Genomic DNA, 12,554 nt, shown 5'->3' with positions numbered 1-12,554 from the left:
GTGTCCACCCAGTCCGCCCGCATGCGCTCGATGATCGAGACGCGCAATCGCATCCTCGACGTGGCCCTCGACGTGCTGGGCGAGAACCCCGACGCCGGAATGGGTGAGATCGCCTCCGCTGCCGGCGTCGTCCGTCGTACGGTCTACGACCATTTCCCCTCGCGCCTCGACCTGGTCCGGACCCTCACGGAACGGGCCGTCGCCGAGATGACGGCCGTACTCGACGAAGTCAACGCCTCCGGCGCGGAAGCGGACGCGACATGGGTCGAATTCGTCGCCCGCCTATGGCCGGTGGCGCACCGGTACCGGGTGCTGCTGGCGCTGCGCCGTGGCGAGTACGGCGAGGCGATCCACGCCCTGCTCGGGCCGGTCGACGAACTCCTCGCCGACCTCGTGAAACGGGGCCAGGACGGCGGCGTGTTCGCACAGCACCTGCCGGCGGGCCTGCTGAGCCAGGTCGCCTACGGCGTCGTGTTCGCCATCGCGGACAGCGACCGGTCGAACGGGACCCCTGGCGTCCGAGCGGCGACGATCACGAGCCTGCTGATGCTGGGAGTTCCCGAGACACGCGCCATCGATCTCGTGGGCGACCGGCCCTGACCCGCGGCGCGTGAGCGGAGCCGCGGATCGTCCTGCTCCGGACACGACCCGGCACCGCACCCCACCAGGAATCCGGTGAGAACAACGTGCTCGCGACGATGCCGACGGGCCTCCACCGAGGGTGTCCGCCGCTCGGCCCGGATCGTGCTCGTTTCGCCGGTGGCGGCGGTGTTCTGCCGCTCGGCGGGGCCGGTTCGGGTCGCCGCCGAGCGGCACGAGGTGGTCGAAAAGCCGGGCGGGCTCGATCTGCGGGATGCCGGCGGCCTCGTGCCGGACCCGCAGGACGTCGGCGAAGGTGCGATCGGGCTGTCAGAGACCACCGGGTGGTGAAGCCGTTGCCGCCGGCGGCCGACGTGGTCACTCGTGAGTGAACGCTCATCTCGGACAAGCCCAGTGGGCCGTGCTGCGGGGTGTCTGGCATCATTGGCAATCGGAGCACCGCTCCGGATCACAATACGGAGCGGCGCTCCGATTTGCAACTGGGAGATGCTCACGATGTCCACGGCCGACATGCCGCCAGCGCCTTCAGGCCGCCAGCGATCCGACGTCCGCCGAAACGAGCAGAAGCTCCTGGACGCGGCCGCGTCCGTGTTCGTCCGGATGGGGATCGACGCTCCCGTGCGGGAGATCGCCGCCGAAGCGGGCCTCGGCATGGGCACCGTCTACCGCCACTTCCCCACCCGGGCGGACTTGGTGGTCGCGGTCTTCCGACACCAGCTCGACGCGCTCGCCGTTGCCGCCGACAATCCCGCTGCCGCCGACACGCCCTACGAGGTCTTGCGGCGGTGGGTTCACCGGTTCGCCGACTTCCTGGTCACCAAGCACGGCCTCGCCGAGGCGCTGCACTCGGACCAGGCCGGATTCGAGGCCCTGCACAACGAGTTCGTCGAACGCCTGCTGCCCGTGCTCGACCAGCTGTTGAAAGACTCTGCCTCCGCTGGCTGCACACGGGCCGACGTACGGGCCTACGACTTCATGCTCGCCATCGGCAACCTGTGCATCGGAGTCGAAACTTTCCCCGACTACCAGGCCCGCCGCATGATCGACCTGCTGCTCGCCGGCCTCACCCGGACCGCCCCGGCACCGAGCTGACTCAGAACTCCTCACGCAATGCCGTGCGCGACGGCGGGGCGTGTCAGCTGTGACCAAATTTCTTGCGCGCCCGGCGCGCACGCCACAGCACAACCCTGCCAGGTTCAGAGCGCATGTGCGGCGGCGCGAAACGCGCGGGTACGTTGAAGAGGATGATGCTGATCTCGCAGGCCATGCACACCAGCACGATGACCACCGCCGTCAGGGCGACGACTGCCTGGCCATCGGTCATTTCCGCCTCCAGCAGTCCCAAGAAGACAAGAGGAGTGATCGCCAGAGAGAGGTTGCGGTGACACGCACAGAACGGACCTCGCCTCTCCTGACCTCCTTGCCGAACGGCAGGACAGCGGAGGAAGCAAGGAAGACGTCCACCAAGTCCGCGTCGCGCCATAGTTGGGCTGCCCTCCACGTCATGTAGGCAGCCCCTGCCATCCACACGAGCCCAACTGCATAGGCCACGCCGCGTCCCCCGCCACTCACCGACCGCCTTCGCGGTCCCTGACGATACGCCGCCTTACGGTTTCTATGGCTTCAGACTGGTTTCGACGTCATCGGAGCCCCCTGAGGGTCAGGAATGCCTCGTGGATGTCGTCGCGGATCTCCCAGCGGGAATCTGAACGTTCTTCAGGCAGACGCGATGGACGCTGTGGCCGTGACGACCCCATGGTCTTCGTGCTCCCCGGCCAGACCGTGGTCACCGAGATCACCGGTCTGGGCGCCTGCGTCAACAAGGTGGTCTAGACATGAGCACCGCCACGCGGACCTTCACCGACGCGCGCACCTGGGTCCGCATCGGCACCGGGCTGCTGCTCGACGCCGTCGCGGGCCTCGACGAGGCCGCCTTCAAGGCCCCGAGCGCGCTGCCGGACTGGACGCGCAAACACCTCGTGGCCCACGTAGCCGCCAACGCCGACCCCCTGTGCAACCTGGTGCACCGGGCGGCCACCGGTGAACCCGATGTTCGCCTCCGCCGAGGAGCACGCCGCCGGCATGGCGAAGGGCCCCGCCCTCCCCGCCACCGAACTGCCGTGGATGCGCGCCCGGAACTCCGGGAGGGGCACGCCGAAGGTCCAGGTCCGTAACCCGGACCTGGACCTGACCACGGGCTCCCCGGCCCGCCGTTATCCTGCAATCGCTCAGGACCTTGTGGTTGTGGCGTTCAGCGGTTCGACGGCGTCGCCGACGACGATCGTCCCGGTGTCAGCCGGCCGCGCGGCCGTCCGCCAGGGTGAGGGCCACGTCGACGATCATGTCCTCCTGGCCGCCGACCAGGCCCCGTCGGCCGCACTCCAGCAGAATGGCGCGGACGTCGACGCCGTAGCGGTCGGAGGCGATCTCCGCGTGACGCAGGAAGGAGGAGTAGACGCCGGCGTAGCCCAGCGTGAGGGTTTCGCGGTCCACGCGGACCGGGCGGTCCTGGAGCGGGCGGACCAGGTCGTCGGCGGCGTCCTGCAGCTGGAACAGGTCGCAGCCGTGCTGGAGGCCCGAGAGGTTCGCCACCGCGATGAACGCCTCCAGGGGGCAGTTGCCCGCGCCCGCGCCGTGACCCGCCAGGGAGGCGTCGACGCGGCGCACTCCGTGCTCCACGGCGACCATGCTGTTGGCCACCGACAGCGAGAGGTTCTCGTGGGCGTGGATGCCGATCTCGGTTGCGTCGTCCAGGACGTCGCGATAGGCCCGGACCCGGTCGGCGACGTCCTTCATGGTGAGGCGGCCGCCGGAGTCGGTGACGTAGACGCAGTGCGCGCCGTAGGACTCCATCAGCCGGGCCTGCTCGGCGAGTCGGGCCGGTTCGGCGCGGTGGGAGAGCATCAGGAAGCCGGAGACGTCCATGCCCAGTTCGCGGGCCGCTGCGATGTGCTGTGCGGAGATGTCTGCCTCGGTGCAGTGGGTGGCCACCCGGACCGAGCGCACCCCCAGGTCGTAGGCGGTCCTCAGGTCGTGGATGGTGCCCACACCGGGCAGCAGCAGGGTGGTCAGCCGTGCTCGTTCCAGCACCGAGGCCGCCGCCTCGATCCATGCCCAGTCGGTGTGGGAACCGGGGCCGTAGTTGAGGGAGCCGCCCGCCAGCCCGTCGCCGTGGGCGACCTCGATGGCGTCGACGCCGGCGGCGTCCAGCGCCCGTACGATCCGCCGCACGTCCGCCGGAGTGACCCGGTGCCGAACGGCGTGCATCCCGTCCCGCAGGGTCACGTCCTGGACGAAGACGCTGCTGCTCATGCCGTCACCTCACAGGCACCGGCCGTACGGGCCGCGATCCGCTCGGCCACCCCGAGGGCGGCCGAGGTCATGATGTCGAGGTTGCCCGCGTAGGCCGGGAGATAGTGGGCCGCGCCCTCGACCTCCAGGAACACGGACACCTGGTGGGTCGGCCGGCCGGCCGCGCCTCCGTCCAGCAGGGTCTGTACCGGCTGGTCCGCGGGGACCGGGGTGATCTGCACCTGCTGCTTGAGCCGGTAGCCGGGGACGTAGGCCGCCACCTCGGCCACCATCGCGGCGACGCTCTCCTGGATCGCGGCGTGCCGGGCGGTGTCGGGAGCCTCCACCAGGCAGAGCACGGTGTCTCGCATGATCAGCGGCGGCTCGGCCGGGTTGAGGATGATGATCGCCTTGCCGCGGTCCGCGCCGCCCACCTCGACCAGCGCCCGGGACGTGGTCTCGGTGAACTCGTCGATGTTGGCGCGGGTGCCCGGACCGGCCGACCTGGAGGCGATCGAGGCGACGATCTCCGCGTAGCGGACCGGGACCACTCTGGAGATCGCGGCGACCACCGGGATGGTGGCCTGGCCGCCACAGGTGACCATGTTCACGTTCGAAGCGTCCAGGTGCTCCTCCATGTTGACCGCCGGGACGACGTACGGGCCTATCGCCGCCGGAGTCAGGTCGATCAGCCGCTTGCCGAGCGGTGTCAGCTTCGCCGCGTTGATCCGGTGGGCTCCCGCCGAGGTGGCGTCGAAGACGATGCCGATCTCGGCGAAGCCGGGCAGGGAGATCAGCCCGTCCACGCCGTCGTGCGTGGTGGGCACGTTCAGGCGCCTGGCGCGGGCCAGACCGTCGGACGCAGGATCGATGCCGACCATGGCGCCCATCTCCAGATGTTGGGCGGTGCGCAGCACCTTGATCATGAGGTCGGTGCCGATGTTGCCCGAACCGATGATCGCGACCTTGGTGCGTGACGCGCCGTCAGTGCGCGTTGTCATACCGTTCCTTCCCCGAAGGAGGCGGAGACCGTACCCAGCCCGCCGATCGCCGCGGTGACCTGTGCGCCCGGCGCGAGCGGGCTCATCGGCCCGAGCGCACCGGAGAGCACCACATGACCGGCCCGCAGCGGATCGCCCAGGTCACGTGCGGAGCGCGCCAGCCAGAGCACTGCGGCGAGCGGATCGCCCAGACAGTCCGCGCCGGTGCCCTCGGACACGGTCCGGCCATCGACGGACATCTCCATCACGGCCGTCCGCGGCTCGAACTCGGAAAGGCCGTGACGTTCCCGGCCGAGTACGAAGGCACCCGCGGAGGCGTTGTCGGCGACCGTGTCGGACAGGGTGATGTCCCAGCCCGCGATACGGCTGCCGCAGATCTCCAGGGCGGCCACGGCATGATCGACCGCGGCCCGCACCCGGGCCAGGTCCAGCGGGCCCTCGGCCAGGTCCTCGCCCAGCACGAACGCGACCTCGGCCTCGACGCGGGGCTGGAGCACGGACGTGTACGGCACGGTGCCGCCGTCCGCGTAGCCCATGTCGTCCAGCAGCACTCCGAAGTCCGGTTGGTCGACACCGAGTTGATGTTGCACGGCGGACGAGGTCAGGCCGATCTTGTGGCCCACGACGCGTGCGCCGCGTTCCAGGCGCGCCGCCGTGACCCGCTGCTGCACGGCGTACGCGGCACCGGTGTCGCCGGTGCCGATCAGATCCCGCACCGGTGTGCACGGAACGCGGGTGGCGGCGGCCTCCAGCAGTCGATCGGCCGCCTCGGCGACCCCCTGCGGCACCTGCCGGGCGCCGGCCTCCCGTAGTCCCCCCTGGGCAGCGGCTGCCCGCTGCGCCTGCCTGATCTCATTCACCACCGGAATTCCCCCGGACGAAGTCGATGACCAGCCGGTTGAACTCCTCGGCGTGCTCGATCATCGCCCAGTGTCCGCAGCGGTTGAGCAGTACCAGCCGGGAGTCGGGGATGTTCGCCAGCAGGAACAGGGAGCTCTCGAAGGAGACCACCCGGTCGTCGCGGCCGTGGATGAGCAGGGTGGGCACCGCTATGTCGCGCAGCCGGGCCGGGTCCACCCAGCGCGGCAGCGGCGCCCCGTGCGGCAGCCCCGCCACATAGTTGGCCAGATGTTCGGGCCGGGCGAGGGCGGCCTGTGAACGGGCCTCGCACAGCTCAGGTGTCGCGAAGCGCGCCTTGTCATAGCACATGATCTCGACCAGTCGGCGCATGTTCCGCGGACTCGGGTCCCGGTACGCCTCGATGAGCACCTTCAGCCCCTCGGAAGGTCCGTCACCGGCCCCGAACAGGCTCGGCACGCGCCCCACCGGCGGCCCCATGGTCACCAGGTGACTGATCCGCCCAGGGTGCTCGGTGGCTAGCCGGAGCGAGGTCTGGCCACCCATCGAGTTCCCCACGAACGCGGCCCGTGGGATGTCCAGCGCGTCGAGGAACTGGATCGCGGCGTCGACGTGGTCCAGCTGGTCGACCGTGGCCGGGTCCGACTCGCCCCAGCCGGGCATGTCGACGGCGTACACGTGGAAGTGCTCGGCGAGCGCCTCGATGTTGCCACTGAAGTTGCTCCAGCCCGTCGCTCCCGGACCGCTGCCGTGCAGCAGCACCAGCGGATGGCCGGATCCGGCCTCGTAGTAGCGCAACGACCAGTCGCGAGTCCTGACCGTACGCGCGGTCTGTTCCTTGTCGAGTGCCATCAGCGCTCTCCTCCTTCGATTCCTTCGGTTTCCAGCGGGGACGGCGCCGCGGCCAGCAACTCGGCCACCGCGCCCGGCGGGCGGTGGCCCCAGCTGTGCAACCGGTCGAGGGTGCGCACCTGCCAGGTGGCGTCGTCGATGATGAGTCCGCCCCAGCCGTACTCGACGGAGAAGCCGGAAGGGGTGAAGACGTAGAAGCTGAACATCTCGTCGTTGGGGTGCATCCCCAGCGTCATCTCGAACGGCTGCTTGGCGTCCATGCAGCGGTCGTAGGCCAGACCCACGTCCCGGATGTCGGTGACCTCCACCATGAAGTGGTGGGTGCGCTTGGGGGACGGCATGTCGCCGAACGCGACGGAGTGGTGGCGGCCGTTGCAGTGCAGGAAGATCAGGTCCGCGACGATGCCGGGGGACAGTTCCTCGACGATGATGTCGCTGATCCTGAAGCCGAGCAGGTCGCGGTAGAAGCCGAGGTACTCCTCACGGCTCACCCCGTGGGCCAGCAGCACCTGGTGTCCGGCACCGCCGGCCCCGGTGACGAACTCACCGAGCAACGCTTTGGAGGCGAACGGGGTGCCGGCGTCGGCCAGCCCGGTGACCAGTTCGACGCGGTTGCCCATGGGGTCGGTGGTGGCGAAGATCCGCTGCACCCGGCGGTCTGCGGCGAGTGCCGGGTCCCCTTCGTCGACCCGGAGGCCGGCGGCGCGCAACCGCTCGACGAGCGCGTCGAGTTCGCCGCTCTCGACCTCGTACCCGCTGGCGACCAGGTCGTCGGCCGGCCCCCGGGTGACGATCCAGCGGTGCGCCTTCTCGTCAAGGCGCAGGGTGAACCGGTCCTCGCCGCGCTCACCGAGCTGCATACCGAGCAATTCGACGCCGAAGTGTTCCCAGTCGGCGAGATCGCCGACCTCGTAGACGACGTACGCGAGTTCCTTGACTCCGCTCATGGATGTTCTCTCCTTCTTCGACAGGTGGGTGGGCGAGGGGTCAGGCGGGGGCGGCGAGCCCGCTGGTGTCGGCGGCGGCCACGAAGCGATCGGGGCGCAGTGCCACCGCGCGCACCCCGTACCGGCGCAGCCAGCGGCCGAGCACACCGTCCAGGTCGACGAGTTCGTCGGGGCCCTGGGTGTAGGAGTTCTGCGGGCGGACCGCGAGGTAGCGGGTGCCGAGGGCGTCCCACCGCCGATGCTCTTCCTCGGTCAGCAGCGTCGAGGGATCGACATCGTCGCCCAGCAGCACGAAGGTGTCGCCGAGCAGTTCGTCCAGCCGTGCCATCCGGCCGATGGTGTCGCCGACCACTGGTTGCGGCACCATCCGGCCGACGATGCTGGCGTCGCCGAGCGGGCCGCGCAGCCAGCCGGCTTCCAGCATCGGCGGCGCGATCAGCGGCGGCTCGAAGGGGGTGACGAGTCCTTCGGGCGGCGGGGCGGACAGGGCGGCTCGCTCCTCGTCGGAGATCTCCTGCTTGATCACCCGGCCGAGCTGCACCGCGAGCCCGGTGTAGAAGGCGGCGTTCGGACGGCGCTCGGCCTCGTAGGTGTCCAGCCAGGGCTCGGGCAGCCGCCCGGCGAGCACCCGGCCGAGCTTCCAGCCCAGGTTGTGCGCGTCGCGCATCCCGGTCTGCATCCCGGCGCCCGCCCAGGGCGGCATCAGATGCGCGGCGTCGCCGGCGAGGAAGACCCGGCCGGAGCGCCAGGTGTCCGCCATCCGCACGTGGTGCCGGTAGAAGGCGTGCTGGTGGATCTCGACGTCGTCCTCGCTCACCCCCAGTGCCTTGAGCAGCGGCCACACCTCGGTCGCGGTGGGGAAGTCGGCCTCGGTCTCGTGCGGCTTGAGCGGGATCTCCCAACGGTGGTTGCCGGCCGACAGCGCGATGTCGACGACCGGGCGTTCTTTGTCCGTCCAGAAGGTGAGGAGGTCACGGTCGGGCCACCAGCGCTTGACCCGGCAGTCGATGACCACCCAGGTGAGCTCGTTGGTGTCACCGAGCAGCTGGATGCCCAGCCGCTGCCGGGTCCTGCTGCTGCCGCCGTCCGCGGCGATCGCGTACCGGGTCCGGTGCCGGCGGACCTCGCCGGTGGCCGTGTCGGTGGTGGTGACCGTGACCCCGGAGTCGTCCTGCTCGATCTCCGTCACCTCTGCGCCGTAGCGCACCGACACCAGGTCCCCTCGGTCCTGTGCGCAGGCCCGCAACTCGGTTTCCAGGGACGGCTGGTAAATGTTGTAGAAGCGTGCTTTCGCCCCGAGTGCCGACGGCGGATGCTCGATGCGCATCACCTCGTGCCCGTCGTACGTGACCCAGCGCAGTGCGCGCTGCGCGTCGATCACCTTCTCGATGCGTTCGCCGATCCCCAGGTTCTGGAAGATGCGCACGGTCCAGTCGTTGACCGTGACCGCCCGTGCCCGGGGATAGATCTCTTTGTCCCGTTCGAAGGCGATCACTCGCGCACCCTGCTGAGCGAGGGTGAGAGCACCGACGACGCCTGTGGGGCCGTAGCCGATGACGGCGACGTCCGCGTCGAAATCCTGGGGCACGGCGGCCTCCTTGCCGGTCGTCCTCAAAGTTTTGGACCGGTCGTTCAGTCCAATAGCCGGGACTTTCACACCGCCGAAAAGGCCGGTCAAGGGTGGGCATCACGGATTCCGCACAGCAGAATTCCCACCCGTATCGCCGTCGACCGCCTAAGATCCGGCCTGGTGAGCGTGGGTATGCTGCAGCACGTGGAGACCAGAGGCGACAACACCGGCAACCGCAGGGGGCGACGCTCCCGTGAGGAGATCCTGGAGACCGCGTCGCGTCTGATGGCGGAACGGGGGTTCGCGGCGACCACGCTGTCGGACCTCAGTCGTGAGTCGGGGCTCCCCAGGAGTGCGGTCTACCACCACTTCCGTTCCAAGGCCGGGCTGCTCTCCGCTGTCATGGAGCACGGTGCCTATGCCTTCTTTCAGCACATGGCGCGGGCGCAAGCGCACCCTCCGCGCGAGGGCGGTGCACGGGAGCGGCTGCTCTGGTACCTCCAGCGCACCGGTGACGTCTTCCTCGCCCACCCGGATTTCCTGCGGCTGCACCTGATCCTGGTGATGAACGCCGAGGTGGCGGATGCGGCGGAGGCCGCGGAGGTGAACCGCATCATCGAACGGGTGCGGCGGGACGGCCGCGCGCACATGAACCACATGATCGCGGCCTCGTTCGCCGACTACGGCCCTGAGGTCGCGCGGACTGTGGCCGACAGGCTGGACCACTTCGCCATCGCGGGCTTCGACGGGGCCTTCGTTGCCTGGCAGGCCGACCCTTCCCGCTCGATGGCTGAGGCGATGGGCCTGCTCACCGACGCGGTGGCGACCCTCGGTGAGTCCATCGCCGCGCGCCTGCTCTCCTGACGGCGCACCGCCCGGCCCGGCTTCGGGGGCGCAGGTGCCGGCACAGCGGGAGGTCGGCCCTCGGTGAGCTTCTTCGAGTTGGTCACCGATCGGGTGATGGTCCGGAAGGCAACGAGTGAGGCCCCCGGGCCTTCGAGGAGGTCACGAGCGACGACTGGCACCACCTCATGGCCACCAACGCGGACAGCACCTTCCTCGGTGCCCAGGCCACCCTGTCCTACCTCAAGCGCAGCCGCGGCAGCATCGTGGACATCGCCGCGGCCAAGGGACTCGGTGACGACCGGATGTTCTCGGCCTTCAATGCCGCCAAGGGAGCCGTCGTCAACTTCATGCGCGGCCTCCCCCCTCTGGCCCCTCGTCGGGGTGCGGGTCGGGCGCGGTGGCGTCCAGGGGTTCGAGTGGGGCGAACCATGGATCCGAGCAGAAGCAGATGGCGCAGGTGACCAGGGTCTGGTGGCGGCGGATGGCGCGGTCGGAGCGGACTCGGAAGTACGCCCAGCCGACGGTCGCCCGCCCGGGCTTGGTGGTTTCGGGCCGGACGGGGCTGTGGCGGCTCGAAGCCGGATGCGCTCATGCGGTCTGCTCCCCGCGGTCGGTCCGGGCCTTGTCCGTCACTCGCGTTCGCGCCAGCCTCCTCCTGCCGCGGCGGTCGCGGCCCATGGCGAACAGCGAACCGATGCCGCGGCTCCTTGTGGCGGATGCGCGCGGCCTGCGGGTCCGCCCTGGCTGACGTAGGTCTTGGCGGGAGCCCGCCGGCATCGACGCCCAGACTCCCGCAGCAGGGTTGGAGAGATCTCGGGTTCAGGCCGAGAACCGCCTTGTCGCCGGCAGGCAAACTCTTCCGGACGAAGGGTTGACACGCCCTGGCCCCAGAAGTGTATTCATTTTCGCATGCACTTCAGTGTGCACTCCTCGCGGCTTCCTCACCCACCACCCTTGGAGCGACCATGTCGCTGACCCAGGAAGTACCCCCATCCCCTCTGCGCACCAGAGTCGTCGACGACCCGGCCGTGGTCGCCGAGCAGCGCGCCGACGACTACAGCAACCACGTGGTCCCGCTGACCGCGCGAGTCGGACGCTGGCAGCTGGCCATGTCGTACTGGTCGCTGCTGAGCGCGATGGTCTGGCTGTTCTACGGCGCACTCGCGGCCAGCCTCTACGGCACCACCGACGCCCTGATCGCCATCGGGGTCTCGGTGGTGACGTTCTCCCTCATGGCGTACCCGTTCACCCGCTGGAGCCTGCGCAGCGGCCTGAACAGCACCCTGCTGTCGCGCCGTATGTTCGGGGTGCTCGGCGGCTCGCTCACCGCGCTGCTCATCGCCGCCACGACCACGTACTACGCCGTGTTCGAGTCCAGCACTCTCGCCGTGGCCTTCCAGCACTACACGCCCTCGTGGGACATCCGGATCTGGTACGCGATCGTCGTGGTGGCCATGCTGCCGCTGATGCTCGGGGGCGTGCAGACCTGGATGGCGAAGCTCAACGCCGTCCTGCTGCCGCTCTATGTGGTCGGCATCGTCGCCGCGGTGATCGTCGCCGCCGTCCGTTTCCCGGCCGCCTCCGACTGGACGTCGTTCTCCGGCGTGGTCCCGCAGGAGGCGCGGGCGCTGCCCGGCTGGCTGCTCGCCTCGGTGCTGTACATGGGCTGCTACCTGAACATGCTGATGAACGTGGACTTCGCGCGGATGGCGAAGAAGGAGGACGAGGGCTTCCACCGCAACGTCACCTTCGGCTGGGTCTTCTACGTCTGCCTGTATGCCGTCAACGGCACCGTCGGCATCTTCCTCGTCCGTGCCGCGATGCCCGACCAGCCGGCCGCCGAGACCGGTGTGGTGCAGGCCATCCTCAGCACGCTGGGCATCGCGGGACTGATCTTGATCGTCGCCTCCCAGGCCCGGATCAACAGCCTCAACTACTACCAGGCGTCCGCGAACTGGGGGCGACTGGCCACCAACCTCGCGGGCATCCGCATCAACCGCATGCTGCTGGTGGTCGGTACCTCGGCCGTGGCGTTCCTCCTGATGCTCACCGACGTCTTCAGCTATCTGCAGGACGCGCTGACGTGGCAGGGCGTCTTCGTCGTGAGTTGGGTGGCGGTCCTGCTCACCCACTACGCCCTGGTGCCCGAGGACCGCGCGCACGGACCCGAGTTCCGGGCCCTGAGGCTGCCCCGGGTCACCTGGGGGCTGGGCGTCTGGGTGTTCTCCTCGGCCCTCGGCATCTGCCTGGTCGAGGCGCCCGGCGTGCCCGCGGCGCTCGCCGGCACCGCCCAACTCGTCACCCTCCTGGTCAGCGCCGTGCTGTACGGAGCCGTGATCCTCGCGCGCCGTGCCACCGAGCGCAGCCACCCGGACCCGCGGGACGAGGTGGCGGACCCTGAGGCCGTCCGGGCCGAGTGCCACCGCTGCGCCAAGTCGTACGTCGTCGTGGAGATGGACCGTGAGGCCGCCGCGGGCAACGCGCCGGTCTGCGACGAATGCGCGACGGCGTCCCTCGTTCCCGGGCGCCGCTGACCCGCACCCAGGTCCACATCGCCCTGAACACGGGAGAACGCTCGGAGCCTCGTGA

At 69.7% G+C, this 12,554-nt stretch carries 13 protein-coding genes and 2 pseudogenes; 7 read left to right on the top strand and 8 right to left on the bottom strand.

All coding sequences use genetic code 11. The annotated features are described in order from the left end of the window. The 3 genes from K7854_RS26880 to K7854_RS26870 all read left to right on the top strand — a co-directional run bounded on the left by K7854_RS26880 (position 1) and on the right by K7854_RS26870 (position 1,692). Positions 1–600: a TetR/AcrR family transcriptional regulator gene (locus K7854_RS26880; protein ID WP_226029123.1), complete on the top strand. Its 600-nt coding sequence runs from the start codon at positions 1–3 to the stop codon at positions 598–600. Positions 601–759: 159 nt separating this feature from the next. Next, positions 760–930: a hypothetical protein gene (locus tag K7854_RS26875; RefSeq protein WP_226029122.1), complete on the top strand. Its 171-nt coding sequence runs from the start codon at positions 760–762 to the stop codon at positions 928–930. 165 nt (positions 931–1,095) lie between these two features. After that, on the top strand, positions 1,096–1,692 hold the full coding sequence (locus K7854_RS26870) for a TetR/AcrR family transcriptional regulator (RefSeq protein ID WP_226029121.1): 597 nt from the start codon (positions 1,096–1,098) through the stop codon (positions 1,690–1,692). A gap of 43 nt (positions 1,693–1,735) precedes the next feature. Here the strand turns inward: K7854_RS26870 and K7854_RS26865 are convergent, their stop codons facing one another. Continuing rightward, the gene (locus K7854_RS26865) at positions 1,736–1,945 is read right to left on the bottom strand and encodes a hypothetical protein (RefSeq protein ID WP_226029120.1); all 210 of its coding nucleotides are present in this window, start codon (positions 1,943–1,945) and stop codon (positions 1,736–1,738) included. Positions 1,946–2,435: 490 nt separating this feature from the next. On the opposite strand from K7854_RS26865, the gene K7854_RS26860 reads away from it, so the two are divergent. Continuing rightward, complete coding sequence (locus K7854_RS26860; RefSeq protein ID WP_226029119.1) at positions 2,436–2,774, top strand: maleylpyruvate isomerase N-terminal domain-containing protein; 339 nt, start codon at positions 2,436–2,438, stop codon at positions 2,772–2,774. A 118-nt stretch (positions 2,775–2,892) separates the two neighbouring features. Here K7854_RS26860 and dmpG read toward each other — a convergent pair whose 3' ends face one another. From dmpG to K7854_RS26830, 6 genes are all read right to left on the bottom strand, one after another. After that, positions 2,893–3,912: a 4-hydroxy-2-oxovalerate aldolase gene (gene dmpG / locus K7854_RS26855; RefSeq protein ID WP_226029118.1), complete on the bottom strand. Its 1,020-nt coding sequence runs from the start codon at positions 3,910–3,912 to the stop codon at positions 2,893–2,895. Further along, positions 3,909–4,892, bottom strand: a complete 984-nt coding sequence (locus K7854_RS26850; RefSeq protein ID WP_226029117.1) for an acetaldehyde dehydrogenase (acetylating) — start codon at positions 4,890–4,892, stop codon at positions 3,909–3,911. The genes dmpG and K7854_RS26850 overlap by 4 nt, the downstream gene beginning before the upstream one ends. Next, positions 4,889–5,680: a 2-keto-4-pentenoate hydratase gene (locus tag K7854_RS26845; RefSeq protein ID WP_226029146.1), complete on the bottom strand. Its 792-nt coding sequence runs from the start codon at positions 5,678–5,680 to the stop codon at positions 4,889–4,891. The genes K7854_RS26850 and K7854_RS26845 overlap by 4 nt, the downstream gene beginning before the upstream one ends. Before the next feature lie 64 nt (positions 5,681–5,744). Then, the gene (locus tag K7854_RS26840; RefSeq protein WP_226029116.1) at positions 5,745–6,602 is read right to left on the bottom strand and encodes an alpha/beta fold hydrolase; all 858 of its coding nucleotides are present in this window, start codon (positions 6,600–6,602) and stop codon (positions 5,745–5,747) included. Then, on the bottom strand, positions 6,602–7,549 hold the full coding sequence (locus K7854_RS26835; protein WP_226029115.1) for a VOC family protein: 948 nt from the start codon (positions 7,547–7,549) through the stop codon (positions 6,602–6,604). Before K7854_RS26835 ends, K7854_RS26840 begins: the two co-directional genes overlap by 1 nt. A gap of 40 nt (positions 7,550–7,589) precedes the next feature. Next, on the bottom strand, positions 7,590–9,137 hold the full coding sequence (locus K7854_RS26830) for a bifunctional 3-(3-hydroxy-phenyl)propionate/3-hydroxycinnamic acid hydroxylase (RefSeq protein ID WP_226029114.1): 1,548 nt from the start codon (positions 9,135–9,137) through the stop codon (positions 7,590–7,592). Positions 9,138–9,323: 186 nt separating this feature from the next. Between K7854_RS26830 and K7854_RS26825 the strand changes: the two genes are divergently transcribed. Continuing rightward, positions 9,324–9,983 carry a TetR/AcrR family transcriptional regulator gene (locus K7854_RS26825; protein WP_226029113.1) on the top strand — a complete coding sequence of 220 codons (660 nt, stop codon included), beginning with the start codon at positions 9,324–9,326 and terminating at the stop codon, positions 9,981–9,983. A 167-nt stretch (positions 9,984–10,150) separates the two neighbouring features. Then, positions 10,151–10,264 (top strand): annotated as a pseudogene (locus tag K7854_RS37935) (hypothetical protein); the annotation flags it as partial. Between the two features lie 58 nt (positions 10,265–10,322). On the opposite strand, the pseudogene K7854_RS37930 reads toward K7854_RS37935, so the two are convergent. Next, positions 10,323–10,487: pseudogene (locus K7854_RS37930) on the bottom strand (IS701 family transposase); the annotation flags it as partial. Between the two features lie 443 nt (positions 10,488–10,930). Here K7854_RS37930 and K7854_RS26815 point away from each other — a divergent pair. Further along, positions 10,931–12,499, top strand: a complete 1,569-nt coding sequence (locus tag K7854_RS26815; protein WP_226029111.1) for a purine-cytosine permease family protein — start codon at positions 10,931–10,933, stop codon at positions 12,497–12,499. Positions 12,500–12,554 lie beyond the last annotated feature (55 nt).

Source organism: Streptomyces hyderabadensis (assembly GCF_020404845.1).
GTDB classification, from domain to species: Bacteria; Actinomycetota; Actinomycetes; order Streptomycetales; family Streptomycetaceae; genus Streptomyces; species Streptomyces hyderabadensis.
Note: the sequence above shows the minus strand (reverse complement) of the source record. Positions and strands in the feature narration are given on the sequence as shown.

Coding starts and splice junctions, on each gene's coding strand:
- K7854_RS26870 (WP_226029121.1), top strand. CDS start 1,096: ATGTCCACGGCCGACATGCCGCCAGCGCCTTCAGGCCGCCAGCGATCC.
- K7854_RS26860 (WP_226029119.1), top strand. CDS start 2,436: ATGAGCACCGCCACGCGGACCTTCACCGACGCGCGCACCTGGGTCCGC.
- dmpG (WP_226029118.1), bottom strand. CDS start 3,912: ATGAGCAGCAGCGTCTTCGTCCAGGACGTGACCCTGCGGGACGGGATG.
- K7854_RS26850 (WP_226029117.1), bottom strand. CDS start 4,892: ATGACAACGCGCACTGACGGCGCGTCACGCACCAAGGTCGCGATCATC.
- K7854_RS26840 (WP_226029116.1), bottom strand. CDS start 6,602: ATGGCACTCGACAAGGAACAGACCGCGCGTACGGTCAGGACTCGCGAC.
- K7854_RS26835 (WP_226029115.1), bottom strand. CDS start 7,549: ATGAGCGGAGTCAAGGAACTCGCGTACGTCGTCTACGAGGTCGGCGAT.
- K7854_RS26815 (WP_226029111.1), top strand. CDS start 10,931: ATGTCGCTGACCCAGGAAGTACCCCCATCCCCTCTGCGCACCAGAGTC.